This is a genomic window from Pseudomonas sp. (assembly GCF_050739935.1).
GTDB lineage: Bacteria > Pseudomonadota > Gammaproteobacteria > Pseudomonadales > Pseudomonadaceae > Aquipseudomonas.
In genome coordinates, this window is record NZ_JBOICF010000098.1 from 1 (window position 1) to 14265 (window position 14265).

A 14265-nucleotide genomic window follows, 5' to 3' on the forward strand; every position below is an offset into this window, starting at 1 on the left:
GTGGCCTCGCCGCCGGCGGCAAGCCGCGCTGCTACAGGGATGTGCCGAATGCGTGTGACTCAACGCGCCTTGCGAAATGTGAAATTGATCCGCTGCTCCCCCAGCTGCGGGTGCTCGGCCTGTTTGATCGGCATCACGCCGTGATAACGCAGTCGGTCCTCGCCACCCCAGACCACCACATCGCCATGAAACAACGGCACTCGCCGGGTCGCGTCGCTACGGGCGTGGCCGCCGAAGAGAAACATCGCCGGGATGCCCAGCGACACTGAAACCACCGGCCACTGGTAGCCGCGCTCATCCTTGTCCTGATGCAGCGACATTTTCGCGCCAGGGATATAGCGGTTGATGAGACAGGCATCGGGAATGAAGTCCGCAAAGCCTGCCGCTTCGGCCGCTGCTCGCGCAAGCGCCAGAAACACTTCAGGCATCTCTGGCCATGACTGTCCGGTCTGTGGATCGGTGCGCGTATATTTGTAGCCCTGGCTGTCGGTGGTCCAGCCAAATTCGCCGCAGCTGCTCAATGCAACCGACATGGTGTAACCGCCAGGGGTCACCATGTTGCGGAAAGGGGCCTGGGTGAGAATGGCTTCCAGAGCGGGCAGCAGTTGTTCAACGAAAGGCAGCGCAAAGCCGCGAAAGACGAATGACTGAGGGCCGATCTGCTCGTCGATCGCCGGTTGAGGCGTTTCGTCGGCAAACAGGTCCAGAGTAACGGGGGTCGTGCCCTTGCGTTGCATCATCGCGGCATTTCCGGTTAGAGCGCTTTGCTGACCTTCACATCGCTGATCACATCATCGCTGCCGCTGTGCATTTTCTGCAGGGCGGCCAGCGCTTCTTCAGCGGAAGGGGATTGCAGCAGGGCAAACTCGAAGCGGCGTTCGCCGTTGAGTTTGTAGCTGATGGCGTATTTGACCACTGGAGCGGACGTACTCACGATTGATTCCTTAAAAAAGGGCGGGGTGCCTGCGTAAATATACAAAGCTTTCACGCGGCCCATGATTGACTGAACCGATCAGCTCAGGCGCGATGAGGTGCGTCGCACGATCTTGATCGAGTGGGTGAACGCAGTCTTGCGGCCACCATGGGTGTCCATCTTGCGTCCGGCGGTATCGATGGTGATGTTCCAGAAACCGGTGCTGGGCACGGCGATCTTGGCCGGGAACCGATCGAATGCGCCGCCATGGTAAGTGTGGCGTCCGCCATTCTTGAAGCTGCGGAAATTCGCATCGCTCATCAGGCGTATGTTGCAGAGCTGGGAGCACTCGATGACGACCAGGTCGTCTTCGTTGAGGTGCTCGCGCTGGTGTACGAATTTCATGGATGTCTCCGGAAACAGGGTATTCTCGAAAACCCGAAACGATAGCACGGCGTGCCCCTGCGTTGATTGCCGTTCACGTTTTTATTGCCGCGAATGCGACGAAAAAGTCCGATAGCCTGGGATTTAATCAGAGCCTGGCTTGTCGTAGAGCCTTTACTGGAGGGATTGTATGAAACTGGCTGTTGTAGTTTTGGCTCTGGCGATGACGGGGTGCGCCAGCGTCACTGACATCGAGCACACGCCCGCCACCATGAGTGTGATGTCAGGGAAGAACCCGCAGGAGTATGCCGAATGCTTCGTAGCCAAGATCAGTGACAGTCGCAAGCCGCCGCAGATCGAACCTCACAAGGAGGGTTTGCGGGTGATCGTCCCGCAGAAATTTTCCAGCGGTACGCCTACTGCCATCGTCGATATTGAACGCCGCTCCGGCGGCAGTTCGATCAAACTCTTCGAGGACGGCGGCAACAACCCATTGCGACCCAAGGACATCCAACACGCCGTTAACGCCTGTATTTCGGGTGAGTAGTCCAACGGCGGCCTGCGTTTATTTGCACATCACCAGTACGTTGCGGGTCTTGTAGTTGCCGACATCGACGCCCAGGGTTTTGTCGGCTTCCTTGGGTTGTGGCGTGCCGTCAGTGCTGACGATGTTGTAGCCGGTGCCTGCGCAGGAGGCGTCGGCTTTCTCGTAACAGGCTGCCCATGACATGGCTTCGCCCGAGCAGTCGATGCTCAGCGCCTGCCCGCCATTTTTCAGATAAGTATTTTGCGCGGTCGCGCAACCGGTCAGGCCCAGTACAGCAATGACGGTCAGAATTTTGATCATTTTCGAATGCTTCACGATGAGGGCCGGGTTGAATAATCAGCCTTTCTGAGACTGATCGGCCGTGCCATCGTTCCGGCATCATGGAAAGATTTTTTCGCGCCAGCGCATGCCTGCTGGAACGGTTCAGGCCTCGCCTGGGCGGGCCTGAACCGTTAAGGGGAATCAGGACTTCTTGTCAGCGCGGCGGCGCGGGGCGGGGGTGTCCTGAAACACCGCGGCGACTTCAATGGCGCTGCTTTCGCTGGCGAACGGGCCGGCTACCGCTTCTTCATCGTGACCTATCAGCCACCACTGGCCATCTTGCAGCTTTTTGATCTGGTAACCGTTTACGCTTTTGACTTCCGACATCGATCCGTCTCGATAAGTGATTCAGGCGGCCATGATAAGGCGTATTGTCATTATTTTCCTACGCAAACGAGTGAATCCGGCTACGCTTGTCTCTGTCATTCCACGGTCGTTTCGCGGGATTGGATGCCCTCTTACGGATGATGCGACGTACATCGAGCCTGCAGCGTTCGAGTGAATGTCCGCGTGGCGTCTGCAATCGCCCACAGGTGTTCGGTGGTCGCAATATCGGATAATGTGCAGAGCTATCTGCGGAATTTTCTGCGGAACTATCTGCGCGACAGTTCCTCTACCAAGACATCGAATCGGCCAGTGGCGGGGCATTGTAAGGTGATCGCCTCCTCATTAGACTGCGCCGCAACACCTCTAGCCCTATCAAGGACTTATATGATCAAGAAATGCTTGTTCCCTGCAGCCGGTTACGGCACTCGCTTCTTGCCAGCGACCAAAGCCATGCCCAAAGAGATGCTGGCAGTTGTCAACAAGCCGTTGATCCAGTACGGCGTGGAAGAAGCACTTGCTGCGGGCTTGAAGGAGATCTCCATCGTCACCGGCCGTGGCAAGCGCGCGCTGGAAGACCACTTCGATATCAGCTACGAGCTGGAACACCAGATCAAGGGCACTGATAAAGAGAAGTACCTGGTCGGTATCCGTAAGCTGATCGACGAGTGCAGCTTCTCCTACACCCGTCAGACCGAAATGAAAGGCCTGGGTCATGCGATCCTCAGCGGTCGTCCGCTGATCGGCAACGAAGCGTTTGCCGTAGTACTGGCGGACGACCTTTGTGTGAACACGGAAGGCGACGGCGTGCTGGCGCAAATGGTCAAACTGCACCAGCAATACAAGTGCTCGATCGTGGCGATCCAGGAAGTCGATCCGAACGAAACCAACAAGTATGGCGTGATCGCGGGCGAAGAGATCAAGACAGGGCTGTTCCGTGTCACTGACATGGTCGAGAAGCCGAAGCCGGAAGATGCGCCATCGAATCTGGCGATCATAGGCCGATACATCTTGACTCCGGACATCTTCGATAAGATCGAACAGACCGAGCCAGGCAAGGGCGGCGAAATCCAGATCACCGACGCGCTGATGAAGCAGGCAGAGGAAGGCAACGTGCTGGCCTACAAATTCCAAGGCCAGCGGTTTGACTGCGGTGGTGCCGAAGGCTACATCGAGGCGACCAACTTCTGCTTTGAGCACTTCTACAAAACGGGTAAGTCCACCCAGTGACAGGGTGTGTGCCGGTAACTCACCGGTAACTGTGTTGCAGCACAAAGCCACCTTCGGGTGGCTTTGTCGTTTCTGTCTCCGGGGCCTTGCCGAGCGCGCTGGAGCGGTTATGCTAGCCACCCTGCCAGGAGAAAAAAATGATCTACGACTTCGACCTTTTCGTCATCGGCGCCGGATCCGGTGGTGTTCGCGCCGCGCGGTTTTCAGCCGGTTTCGGCGCGCGCGTGGCGGTTGCCGAAAGCCGCTATCTGGGGGGCACGTGCGTCAACGTCGGCTGCGTACCAAAAAAGCTCATGGTGTATGGGGCGCATTTTTCTGAAGACTTCGAACAGGCCAAAAGCTTCGGCTGGAGCAGCGGCGAGCCGAGCTTCGATTGGCCGACCCTGATCGCCAACAAGAACCGCGAGATCAGTCGCCTCAACGGTGTCTATCGCAATCTGCTGGTCAACAGTGGTGTGACCTTGATGGAAGGCCATGCTCGCCTGTGCGGCCCGCATGAGGTAGAAATCAACGGCAAGGTGTACACCGCCGAGCACATCATGATCGCCACCGGCGGGTGGCCACTGATCCCGGCAATACCCGGGCGTGAACACGCTATTACTTCCAACGAGGTGTTTTTCCTCGAACAGATGCCCAAGCGCGTGGTGATCGTTGGTGGCGGCTACATTGCTGTCGAGTTCGCCTCGATCTTCGATGGTCTGGGCGCAGACGTGACCTTGATGTATCGCGGCGAGCTGTTCCTGCGCGGTTTCGATTTGGGTGTGCGTGAACACCTGCATGAAGAGCTGAACAAACGCGGCATGGACATCCGTTTCAAGACCGAAATCGAAAGCATCGAGAAGCTTGCCGACGGCACGCTTGAACTCAAGCTCAACGATGGCAGTACCTTCAATACCGACTGCGTGTTCTACGCCACAGGACGCCGTCCAATGCTGGATGAGCTGGGGATGGAAACGGTCAATGTCGCTTTGGACGATAAAGGCTTCATCAAGGTCGATGAGCATTACCAGTCCAGTGAGCCTTCGATCATCGCGGTGGGCGACGTCATCGGTCGCATACAACTGACGCCTGTGGCACTGGCCGAAGGCATGGCCGTCGCCCGGCGTTTATTCAAACCCGAGCAATACCGCGCGGTGGACTACAATCACATTCCGACGGCCGTCTTCAGCTTGCCTAACATCGGGACCGTGGGTCTGACCGAAGAGCAAGCGAAGAAAGCTGGGCACCAGGTGCAGATTTTCGAAAGCCGCTTCCGGCCGATGAAACTGTCCCTGACCGACAACCAGGAGCGCACCCTGATGAAGCTGGTGGTGGATGCCAAGACCGACCGCGTGCTGGGCTGCCACATGGTGGGTCCCGAAGCCGGCGAGATCATCCAGAGCCTGGCCATTGCGGTGAAGGCAGGAGCCACGAAGCAGATTTTCGATGACACCATCGGCGTGCACCCGACGGCCGCGGAAGAGTTCGTCACCATGCGTACCGCAACGCGTTGATGTCTGAATCCCGGCCTCATGGATGAGTGCCGGGCCTGCAATCGTTAAAGGATGGAACCGCTTTTGACCAGCACGAGTTTTCCGGCATCCATGCCCTTGAATCCCATTGCACCTGAAGAACGGGAACCTGACGATCAGGGGGCTGCCCAAGCCGACGCCCTGCACGAAAGCGAGCGTCAGTTTCGCACCTTGGCCGACAACATGAGCCAACTGGCCTGGATCGCCGATCCGGCCGGGAAAATCTATTGGTACAACGCACGCTGGTACAGCTACACCGGCACTTCCCATGAAGCGATGATGGCTTTGGGCTGGCGCTCGCTGCACCATCCCGATCATCTGGAGCGCGTGGATTCACGCATGCGGCGCTGTTTCGCCACCGGTTCGATCTGGGAAGATACCTTCCCGCTGCGCGGCAAGGATGGGCTTTACCGCTGGTTTCTCTGTCGCGCGCTGCCCATTCGCGACGACCAGGGCAACATCACCTATTGGCTCGGCACCAGTACCGATATCACCGCGCAGGTCAGCGCTGAAGATGCCCTGCGTGAACTGAACGAAAGCCTTGAGCGGCGGGTAGCCGAGCGTACCCGTGAACTGGCCGAGATCAACGAACGCCTGCAAGTGGAAATCAGCGAGCGCGCCCAGGCCGAAGAGGCGCTGCGGCACGCGCAGAAAATGGATGCCATTGGCCAGTTGACCGGAGGCATCGCACATGACTTCAACAACATGCTGACCGGGGTGCTAGGTGCTCTGGATTTGATCCAGCGGCGAGTGGCGGCGGGTCGGGTGTCCGAGATCGATCGTTACATCGAAGCGGCCATGACTTCGGCCAACCGGGCTGCGGCTTTGACCCACCGGCTGCTGGCTTTCGCGCGACGTCAGTCGCTTGATCCGCGGCCGGTGGACGTCAACCAGATGGTGACGTCCATGGAAGAGTTGGTGCGCCGGACCATTGGCGAGAGCATCGAGCTGGAAATCGATCTGAACAGCGCGTTGAGTCTGACCAATACCGATGAGCATCAACTGGAAAATGCCCTGCTGAATCTGGTGATCAATGCCCGTGACGCCATGGCGGACGGCGGGCGGTTGCTGATTCAGACCGAGGTCATTCACATCGCGGTGCTGCATGACGCGTTGTCGCCGGGTGACTACGTACGGCTCAGTGTGCAGGACACCGGTACCGGCATGTCCACAGAAGTGATCGCCCGGGCCTTCGATCCGTTCTTCACCACCAAGCCAATCGGACAGGGCACGGGTCTGGGGCTGTCGATGGTTTATGGTTTCATCAACCAGACTGGCGGGCAGGTGCAGATCGACAGTGTTGAAGGGCGTGGTACGCGCATAGATCTGTATCTGCCATGCCACTTCGAATCCAGCCACCGCCCTCAAGCGACCGACGAAGACGGCACGACCCCAAGGGCCGGGCAGGGCGAGCGCGTGTTGGTGGTCGAGGACGAGCCGGACGTGAGGATGCTGGTGGTCGATGTGTTGCGCGAGTTGGGGTACTCGGTGGAGGTGGCTGCCGATGGCGCGTCTGCCTTGCCGTTCTTGCACGACACTGCGCGAATCGATCTGCTGGTCACCGATGTCGGCCTGCCGGGCATGAACGGACGGCAACTGGCGGAGATTGCCCGTCAGCAGCGCCCGGATTTGCGCGTGTTGTTCATGACCGGATATGCCCGTAATGCGCAGGTGCGCGGTGACTTTCTGGAGAAGGGCATGGACATGCTGACCAAACCATTCAGCATCGACGACCTGGCCCAGCGCGTTCGCGGCTTGATCGAGGCGCCATAGCACACTGGTCCTTATAGCAGCCGGCGATAACGATTTCAGGCGCGCTGCCGGTAAGCCGTGCTGCCAAAGATCATCTTGTGTCCGTATCGGGTCGCCCCGCCCGCAGGTTCTCCAGCGCCACTTCAGTCTTGATCAGGATCAGCTCCAGTACGCGATTCTGCTGGTCGCGCTCAGTCAGGCGCGCCTGCAGTTTCTCAGTTTCAGTCTGGGCATTGTGCAAGCGTTCCTGCAGCAGCGCGCACTGGGTGTGCGACTGCAGATGCTGCTCTTTGAGTGAGCGGATTTGCTCGTCCTTGTCCTCCAACCGCGACGCGGTGTCCTGTGCGGCCTGCGTCAGTCGTGCATTGTTTTTCTGCTCGACCTGCAAGGCCTCTTGAGTGCTGAGCAAGGTAGCGGTCTGGGTCCCCAATTTGGTGGTTTGGCGGGCGTGGCGCTCGATAAGGTCGGCGAGTCGACGTTCGACGCCATTCAACGTGTCTTGTATTTCTTTCTTTTCGACGTCCAGCCTGGCTTGAGCCTCGTCGAAGCGTTCTTGCGCCTGCTCCCTCAAGCGATCCGCCAACCGTGCAACGAGACGTGTCAGTTCGGCGTCGATCTGCGGTGCAGTCGTATTGTCTTCTGTCGCATCGAGCTCCCGCATGAGCCGGTGAATGGTGCTTTTTGATCCGGTATTTCCCAATTCGATACGTACCGCATCGATGCTGGGATTTTCGCCTCGAGCCACCAGCGCAAGGCGCGCAGCCTGCACGTTAGACCTGTTTACGCCGCTACGGGCCATCTCGACTCCTGAATACTGTGCGAGATACGTATCGATATTACGTACCGTCAAAGACGCATATCTTGCTGCATTTTTGAGGCGATGTCTGCTGTGGGTTGAACTTGGACGAATGAAGTAGGTAGGCTGTCCGGCGTGGTGTCTGCGCTATCGATTTTAAGTTGTCGGCACGGTCGTCAAAACCCAGTGCCTTAATTCTTCTATATATAGAGCTGCTACATAGCGAAAACCAATCGCCAGCATCAGGTTTGCCAATGAGCCGTAGCTGTCGATTATGCGTAAGATCCTCTCCATCGCTTTCACAACGCACTTTTCTACAAACCCTAAGGAGATCCACCCGATGCCTATCATTAACAGCCAAGTAAAACCGTTCAAAGCTACCGCTTTCAAAAACGGCGCTTTCGTTGAAGTTTCGGATGCTGACCTCAAAGGCAAATGGTCCGTGGTGTTCTTTTACCCGGCCGACTTCACCTTCGTCTGCCCAACCGAGCTGGAAGACCTGGCTGATAACTATGAAGCGTTCCAGAAACTGGGCGTTGAAATCTACTCCGTGTCGACCGACACCCACTTTGCTCACGCTGCCTGGCACAACACTTCGCCAGCCATCGGCAAAATCCAGTACACCATGATCGGTGACCCAACCCTGACCATCTCCCGCAACTTCGACGTTCTGATTGAAGAAGCCGGTCTGGCTGACCGCGGTACTTTCGTGATCAACCCGGAAGGCGAAATCAAAATCGTCGAGCTGAACGACGGCGGTGTAGGGCGTGACGCTTCCGAGTTGCTGCGCAAGATCAAGGCTGCCCAGTATGTTGCTGCTCACCCGGGCGAAGTTTGCCCAGCCAAGTGGCAAGAAGGCGAAGCGACCCTCGCGCCTTCCCTGGATCTGGTCGGCAAGATCTAAGTCCTCATGACAGGACCGGGGGCGTTCAGCCCATAAGTCAGTAAGCCGCATCGCCCCCAAAAACGCCCGGGCGGTTATCGCCTGGGCGTTTTTATTTCAAAAAAAGCTGCATTTCCAGACCCTGAAATTGAAGAAAAGGAAAGCCCATCATGTTGGACGCCAATCTTAAAGCTCAACTGAAATCGTACCTGGAGCGGATCACTCGCCCGATCGAGATCGTCGCGTCCCTTGATGACGGCGCAAAATCCCAGGAAATGCTGGCTTTGCTCAACGACATCGTCAGCAGCTCCAATCAGATCACCCTGGACACTAGCGGCACCGATGCACGCACGCCATCCTTTGCCCTGAACAGCCCGGGCCAGGACATCAAGCTGCGATTCGCCGGTCTGCCGATGGGTCATGAATTCACCTCTCTGGTGCTGGCGCTGCTGCAAGTCGGCGGCTATCCCTCCAAAGCCACTGAGGAAACCATCGAGCAGGCGCGTTCCCTGACCGGTGAGTTCAAGTTTGAAACCTACTTTTCCCTGACCTGCCAGAACTGTCCTGACGTGGTTCAGGCGCTGAACCTGCTGGCCGTGCTCAACCCGAATGTGCAGCACGTCGCCATTGAAGGCGGCCTGTTCCAGCAGGAAGTGAGCGACCGCCAGATCATGTCGGTGCCGAGCATCTACCTCAACGGCGAATTGTTCGCCCAGGGCCGGATGAACCTGGAAGAGATTCTGGCCAAGATCGACACCAGTGCCGGCGATCGTCAGGCAGAGAAGCTCAATGCGAAAGAAGCGTTCGACGTGCTTGTGGTCGGCGGTGGCCCCGCCGGTTCCGCTGCGGCGATTTATGCAGCGCGCAAAGGTATTCGCACTGGCGTCGCGGCTGAGCGCTTCGGCGGTCAGGTGCTGGACACCATGGCCATCGAAAACTTCATCTCGGTGCAACACACCGAAGGTCCGAAACTGGCCGTGGCCCTTGAAGAGCATGTAAAAGAATATGAAGTCGACATCATGAACCTGCAGCGCGGCGATCAGCTGATTGCAGGCAAGGATGGCGAGCTGCATCAGGTCAAATTCGCCAGCGGCGGCGTACTGAAATCCAAGACCGTGATTCTGGCGACCGGCGCCCGCTGGCGCGAAATGAACGTGCCGGGTGAGCAGCAATACCGAAACAAGGGCGTAGCGTACTGCCCGCACTGTGACGGACCGCTGTTCAAGGGCAAGCGCGTGGCGGTGATCGGTGGTGGCAACTCTGGTGTGGAAGCGGCCATCGACCTGGCCGGTATCGTGTCTCACGTGACCCTGCTCGAATTCGACAGCGCACTGCGTGCTGACGCGGTTCTGCAGCGCAAGCTGCACAGCCTGCCCAACGTCACCGTTCTGACCAGTGCTCTGACCAGTGAAGTGACCGGCGACGGCCAAAAGGTCAATGGCCTGCGCTACAAGAACCGTATCACCGGCGAAGAGATCAATGTCGAGCTGGAAGGGATTTTCGTGCAGATCGGTCTTCTGCCTAACACCGAGTGGCTCAAAGGCACCATCGAGCTGTCGCCGCGTGGCGAGATCGTTGTCGACAACCGTGGCGAGACCTCGATCCCTGGCATCTTCGCCGCTGGCGACGTGACCACCGTGCCGTACAAGCAGATCGTAATTGCCGTGGGCGAGGGGGCCAAGGCTTCTCTCAGCGCTTTCGATCACCTGATCCGCACCAGCGCTCCGGCCTGATACTTGGCGCAGCTGGCGTAAAAACAAAAACCTCATGAGCGATCGTGAGGTTTTTTTATGTGTAGTCCTTTGTAGGAGCCGGGCTTGCTGGCGAATACTGCGCGTCAGTTAAGACTTAGTCGCCTGCCCCCCGCGTTCACCAGCAAGCCGGCACCTACAGCTCCGGCTCGTATGACGATTCCATCCAATGCAGCGGACCAGGCTGCGTGTTACTCAACAACAGGCGTCGGCTGAATGATCTCCACCCAATACCCGTCCGGGTCCTTGATGAAGGCCAGGCTCTTCATGCGGCCGTCGGTCAGGCGTTTCTGGAAGTCCACGCCCAACTCTTCAAAACGTGCGCAGGCGACGTGTACGTCCGGCACCGACACACAGATGTGGCCAAAGCCGCGCGGATCGCTGTTGCCGTTGTGGTAGGCGAATGCCGGGTCTTTTTCGGTGCCGTGGTTGTGGGTCAGTTCGAGGATGCCGGGAATGCCTTTCATCCAGACCGTACGTGCTGCGTCGTCAGCCGGGATTTGCGACTTGTCGACCAGCGCCAGGAAGTACAGGCTGAATTCGGCTTCCGGGAAATCACGCTTTTCTACCAGGCTGAAACCGAGTACGCGGGTGTAGAAATCCAGCGAAGCCGTGATGTCCTTGACCCGCAGCATGGTGTGGTTGAACACGAATTGGGTAGTGGCGGCATCAGGCTGGGCAGTGACGCCGGGGAGGGTGTTGAGTTCATGCAAGCTCATGGTGACTCCGGGTAATCCTGTAAATGTTGCGCAATGATACGGGACACCGCGCCCGAGCCAAACTCGAAAGTGCAGAACCTGCGAGGCGGGCCTTGTGGGCGGGGGCCGGGTAACTCACACTTTGCGGCCCGACGTTCAGGTATCGGACATGCTTTTTACGTTACGTACTTTTTCTGCAGCAACCCTCGGCCTGGCGCTTGGCTTGAACCAGGGTCTGGCTGCGGACGCAATGATCGTCTGGCCCAGTGACTGGGAAGTCGAGGCGTTGCCGCAGTCTCAATCGCAGGCTGGTGCTGACCGCCCTTCGGTGCAGATCCGCCAACGGGCGGTTAAAAAAGATGACAATGGCGACCCGGCCATGGTCGTGGAGCTGACCCAGACACGCTTGCAGCCCGGACACGAAGTCAATGTGCAGAGCGTCCTGCTGGAAATGCGCAAGGCGGTGCAGGTAAATTTCGTACACAGCGGATTTCAGAGCGTCTGCACGAAAATGAAGGAGAGTACGCTGAGCGAGGTTCCGGCAATGGAGACCACCTGTACGATCACGCAGAATGGAGCGCATGTGATGACCCAGACGCTGGTCGCGGCGGCGAACAAGGAGATGGCCTGGGCGCTGTCTTATGCAGGGTCGGCCGACGGATATGCAGCCAACAAAGATGAAGTCCTGCGCATCAGAGACAGCCTGCGTCTGAATGTAACGCCTTGAGCATTAGACGACAGGCATAAAGAAGCCCGCCGAAGCGGGCATGGGGCGCTAATCCTTTAGCAGCCTTCATCCTGTAGAAGTGCATGTGAAAAAAATGTGAAGAACTTCCCGTCGGGCCGATATTCCACATCCTTTTATCGGCTGCCACTCAGTTCAATGAGCCAGACGCGGTTAGTTCGGTGTGCTTTCAATACGACCAAATAACATGAACTCATTATCGCTTTGTATTGAGCTGCAAGCGCTTTTGACGGCTAGTTGCAGGGCGCGAGTATTCAGGATGTCGGTGGTTGCGCACTGACACGAACTTGAGTCCTTCGGTATTCATCAGGCAACGACGACATCAATTTTTCGCTCAGCTCAGCGAGCTTAACCATCGCGCTGATTATGCTTATAAAAAAAGCCCCTCAAGAAGGGGCTTTTTTATAAGACTCCGGTATTGCGATGCGAGCGATCAGCCGCGCAGCCAGGAATCAACGGTTTCGGCACCGTATTGCTCTTTCCACGATTTCAGGCCGCGATGATTGCCGCCCTTGGTCTCGATCAATTCGCCGGTGTGCGGGTTGTGATAAACCTTGACCACCCGCGCCCGACGGCGTTTGGGGCCTGCAGGGGCCGCGGTTGCGGCTGAAGTGTTCGGGTCGAGGATGGCGATGATGTCACGCAGACTCTTGTCGTAGGTACTCATCAGGGCCTGGAGCTTCTGTTCGAATTCGATCTCCTTTTTCAGTCCGGCATCATTCTTCAGATTCTCCAGCTGGGCCAGCTGTTCCTGAAGGGCTTTTTCTGCTGCGCGAAATTCGGCAAGTCTGGACAAATATTGTACTCCGGCGGTGAATGGCTGTTGTCAGCCCAACGCAAGCAACATAGGCGAAAATAAGGGCCTTGTGCTCATTTTGTCACTACCCCTCTGCGCCTTGACATTGACGACGTATGAAGAACTAACGTTGAGCTGTCAGCTTCACGTCGATGGCGAGGTAGTTGTGATTCGCTACGGGCAAATGATGCACGTTTTTTGCGAGTTGGAAAATAGGGTAAGGGCATTTGTTATATGAAACATGCAGCGGGAGATAAACATGTCTGACAAAAAAATCGGTATCAGGTGCAAACCCTTGTAAGTAATTTCTCGAACTATGCTGCATACGGAAACTATCGATCTTTGCTGCACGCCGCTGTTTCCGGTGTCTACAGCCCTTGTTGCAATGCAGGGTCATCCGGGTTCAACTGCTCCAGCTCCGCAAGCAATACCTGCACTTTCTGCAGTTGTCCTGCTTCCTTCCAGTAATTGATGAGCAGGATACGCGCACGGCGATCGGCGGGCTGTCTTTGCAGGATATCTTCCAGTTGCCGCTGCGCCGGCTCCAGTTGCTGAAGGTCGTGCAGGGCGACGGCCAGATCATAACGGTACGCAGTATTCTCGGGCTCCAGCTCCACGGCCTTGGCCAGCGCCAACAAGGCATATTCATTCTGCTGGTGATGCAGCAACCACATACCCAATGCGTGTTGCAGCAATGAAGACTGGGGGTGTTTATTCAGCAACTGGGCCAATTGTTGCCGGGAACGATCAGTCTGCCCTTGCTGATCCAACAGTTGCACCTGGGCGAGGCCGGCCTCGATATTATTGGGTTCCAGTTTCAGCGCCAGATCCAGGGCATCGGAAGCCTTGCGGTTGTCGGCGCGATTGACGAAGAGCTTGGCCAACTGCAGTTGGCTTTGGCCACTGGGGGGCTGAGATGACAGCGTGCTTTCGTATTGTGCAGCGGCTTCCTGCAGAGGGCCGTAATACAGCCCGACATCATCCGGCGTCAGGCCCAACAATGCGCGGACAGCCGTGAAGCGCACGCCTTGATCGGGATCGTCGAGCAGAGGCCCGATCAGCACGCTGCGCTGCGCATCCGGGACCATGGCGGCTACGGTGTCGATTGCGGCTTGTTGAACCAGGGGAGCAGGGCGCTTGAGGTCGCCGTCGAGGATTTTCAGCGCCTGGGCGCTCGGGTAGTTGATCAGCTCCGCAAGCAGACCGGCGCGACGGATATCCGAAAGGTCGGTGCGACTGAATTGTTGGTAAAGCACGCGCGCGGCACCAGGCTTGCCGTTATGGGCCTGCTCCAGTGCCTCGGCGTAGCTGTGATTGACCACTGGCGCCGCGGGCGGGGCATGCCAGGCGCGCACGAGTAATCCCAGCGCGAGCAATGCCAGCATCGCAACTGCTGCAATCGCGATTTTCCAGCGACGACGAGCCTTCAGTTGCTCTGTGGAGTCCTGCGAAGGCGCTTTTGACATACTGATTTCCATTTCTGCGTGGGCAGCAGCTTCGGGGAGTGATGGCCGAGTGTCAAACGGCAATCACCGCCGGTCGGCGCTGCAGTTGCCAATAAAAAGCCCCGAACCTTGTGAGTCCGGGGCTTGGAGAGGGCGTCAGGTAAACCGC

15 protein-coding genes and 1 pseudogene are annotated in these 14265 nt (G+C 57.6%); 7 read left to right on the forward strand and 9 right to left on the reverse strand.

All coding sequences use genetic code 11. The features are described from left to right. Positions 1-59: 59 nt before the first annotated feature. The 3 genes from alkB to ACRER8_RS19310 form a co-directional block, all read right to left on the reverse strand. Entirely contained in the window at positions 60-737 is a 678-nt protein-coding gene (alkB, locus tag ACRER8_RS19300) for a DNA oxidative demethylase AlkB (RefSeq protein ID WP_431747855.1), read from the reverse strand. A 17-nt stretch (positions 738-754) separates the two neighbouring features. Then, positions 755-934: a hypothetical protein gene (locus ACRER8_RS19305; RefSeq protein WP_166597720.1), complete on the reverse strand. Its 180-nt coding sequence runs from the start codon at positions 932-934 to the stop codon at positions 755-757. Between the two features lie 78 nt (positions 935-1012). Then, the gene (locus ACRER8_RS19310; RefSeq protein WP_431747807.1) at positions 1013-1318 is read right to left on the reverse strand and encodes a DUF1883 domain-containing protein; all 306 of its coding nucleotides are present in this window, start codon (positions 1316-1318) and stop codon (positions 1013-1015) included. 169 nt (positions 1319-1487) lie between these two features. Between ACRER8_RS19310 and ACRER8_RS19315 the strand changes: the two genes are divergently transcribed. Then, a complete protein-coding gene (locus tag ACRER8_RS19315; RefSeq protein WP_431747808.1) occupies positions 1488-1844 on the forward strand; it encodes a hypothetical protein in 357 nt (118 codons plus the stop codon). Positions 1845-1862: 18 nt separating this feature from the next. Here ACRER8_RS19315 and ACRER8_RS19320 read toward each other — a convergent pair whose 3' ends face one another. Both ACRER8_RS19320 and ACRER8_RS19325 read right to left on the reverse strand, forming a co-directional pair. Further along, entirely contained in the window at positions 1863-2144 is a 282-nt protein-coding gene (locus tag ACRER8_RS19320; RefSeq protein ID WP_431747809.1) for a hypothetical protein, read from the reverse strand. Between the two features lie 162 nt (positions 2145-2306). Further along, a complete protein-coding gene (locus ACRER8_RS19325) occupies positions 2307-2492 on the reverse strand; it encodes a hypothetical protein (RefSeq protein ID WP_431747810.1) in 186 nt (61 codons plus the stop codon). A 384-nt stretch (positions 2493-2876) separates the two neighbouring features. Here ACRER8_RS19325 and galU point away from each other — a divergent pair, with 384 nt between their 5' ends. From galU to ACRER8_RS19340, 3 genes and pseudogenes are all read left to right on the forward strand, one after another. After that, on the forward strand, positions 2877-3719 hold the full coding sequence (gene galU, locus ACRER8_RS19330; protein ID WP_431747811.1) for a UTP--glucose-1-phosphate uridylyltransferase GalU: 843 nt from the start codon (positions 2877-2879) through the stop codon (positions 3717-3719). A 137-nt stretch (positions 3720-3856) separates the two neighbouring features. Continuing rightward, positions 3857-5212, forward strand: coding sequence for a glutathione-disulfide reductase (gorA, locus tag ACRER8_RS19335; protein WP_431747812.1), 1356 nt, complete (start codon positions 3857-3859; stop codon positions 5210-5212). A gap of 156 nt (positions 5213-5368) precedes the next feature. Then, a pseudogene (locus ACRER8_RS19340) lies at positions 5369-7003 on the forward strand (response regulator); the annotation flags it as partial. A gap of 70 nt (positions 7004-7073) precedes the next feature. On the opposite strand, the gene ACRER8_RS19345 reads toward ACRER8_RS19340, so the two are convergent. After that, positions 7074-7781, reverse strand: coding sequence for a DNA-binding protein (locus ACRER8_RS19345; RefSeq protein ID WP_431747813.1), 708 nt, complete (start codon positions 7779-7781; stop codon positions 7074-7076). 337 nt (positions 7782-8118) lie between these two features. On the opposite strand from ACRER8_RS19345, the gene ahpC reads away from it, so the two are divergent. Then, the gene (gene ahpC, locus ACRER8_RS19350; RefSeq protein WP_431747814.1) at positions 8119-8682 is read left to right on the forward strand and encodes an alkyl hydroperoxide reductase subunit C; all 564 of its coding nucleotides are present in this window, start codon (positions 8119-8121) and stop codon (positions 8680-8682) included. A 149-nt stretch (positions 8683-8831) separates the two neighbouring features. After that, the gene (gene ahpF, locus ACRER8_RS19355; protein ID WP_431747815.1) at positions 8832-10394 is read left to right on the forward strand and encodes an alkyl hydroperoxide reductase subunit F; all 1563 of its coding nucleotides are present in this window, start codon (positions 8832-8834) and stop codon (positions 10392-10394) included. Between the two features lie 209 nt (positions 10395-10603). On the opposite strand, the gene gloA is transcribed toward ahpF, so the two are convergent. After that, complete coding sequence (gene gloA / locus ACRER8_RS19360; protein ID WP_431747816.1) at positions 10604-11131, reverse strand: lactoylglutathione lyase; 528 nt, start codon at positions 11129-11131, stop codon at positions 10604-10606. 148 nt (positions 11132-11279) lie between these two features. On the opposite strand from gloA, the gene ACRER8_RS19365 reads away from it, so the two are divergent. Next, entirely contained in the window at positions 11280-11837 is a 558-nt protein-coding gene (locus ACRER8_RS19365) for a DUF4946 domain-containing protein (RefSeq protein ID WP_431747817.1), read from the forward strand. Positions 11838-12288: 451 nt separating this feature from the next. Here the strand turns inward: ACRER8_RS19365 and ACRER8_RS19370 are convergent, their stop codons facing one another. After that, positions 12289-12651: a histone-like nucleoid-structuring protein, MvaT/MvaU family gene (locus tag ACRER8_RS19370; protein ID WP_431747818.1), complete on the reverse strand. Its 363-nt coding sequence runs from the start codon at positions 12649-12651 to the stop codon at positions 12289-12291. A 368-nt stretch (positions 12652-13019) separates the two neighbouring features. Then, positions 13020-14117, reverse strand: a complete 1098-nt coding sequence (locus ACRER8_RS19375; RefSeq protein ID WP_431747819.1) for a hypothetical protein — start codon at positions 14115-14117, stop codon at positions 13020-13022. Positions 14118-14265: the final 148 nt, after the last annotated feature.

Excerpts from the sequence above, each read along its gene's own strand:
- alkB (WP_431747855.1), bottom strand. The coding sequence starts at position 737 with ATGCAACGCAAGGGCACGACCCCCGTTACTCTGGACCTGTTTGCCGAC.
- ACRER8_RS19310 (WP_431747807.1), bottom strand. The coding sequence starts at position 1,318 with ATGAAATTCGTACACCAGCGCGAGCACCTCAACGAAGACGACCTGGTC.
- ACRER8_RS19315 (WP_431747808.1), top strand. The coding sequence starts at position 1,488 with ATGAAACTGGCTGTTGTAGTTTTGGCTCTGGCGATGACGGGGTGCGCC.
- ACRER8_RS19320 (WP_431747809.1), bottom strand. The coding sequence starts at position 2,144 with ATGATCAAAATTCTGACCGTCATTGCTGTACTGGGCCTGACCGGTTGC.
- ACRER8_RS19325 (WP_431747810.1), bottom strand. The coding sequence starts at position 2,492 with ATGTCGGAAGTCAAAAGCGTAAACGGTTACCAGATCAAAAAGCTGCAA.
- galU (WP_431747811.1), top strand. The coding sequence starts at position 2,877 with ATGATCAAGAAATGCTTGTTCCCTGCAGCCGGTTACGGCACTCGCTTC.
- gorA (WP_431747812.1), top strand. The coding sequence starts at position 3,857 with ATGATCTACGACTTCGACCTTTTCGTCATCGGCGCCGGATCCGGTGGT.
- ACRER8_RS19345 (WP_431747813.1), bottom strand. The coding sequence starts at position 7,781 with ATGGCCCGTAGCGGCGTAAACAGGTCTAACGTGCAGGCTGCGCGCCTT.
- ahpC (WP_431747814.1), top strand. The coding sequence starts at position 8,119 with ATGCCTATCATTAACAGCCAAGTAAAACCGTTCAAAGCTACCGCTTTC.
- ahpF (WP_431747815.1), top strand. The coding sequence starts at position 8,832 with ATGTTGGACGCCAATCTTAAAGCTCAACTGAAATCGTACCTGGAGCGG.
- gloA (WP_431747816.1), bottom strand. The coding sequence starts at position 11,131 with ATGAGCTTGCATGAACTCAACACCCTCCCCGGCGTCACTGCCCAGCCT.
- ACRER8_RS19365 (WP_431747817.1), top strand. The coding sequence starts at position 11,280 with ATGCTTTTTACGTTACGTACTTTTTCTGCAGCAACCCTCGGCCTGGCG.
- ACRER8_RS19375 (WP_431747819.1), bottom strand. The coding sequence starts at position 14,117 with ATGTCAAAAGCGCCTTCGCAGGACTCCACAGAGCAACTGAAGGCTCGT.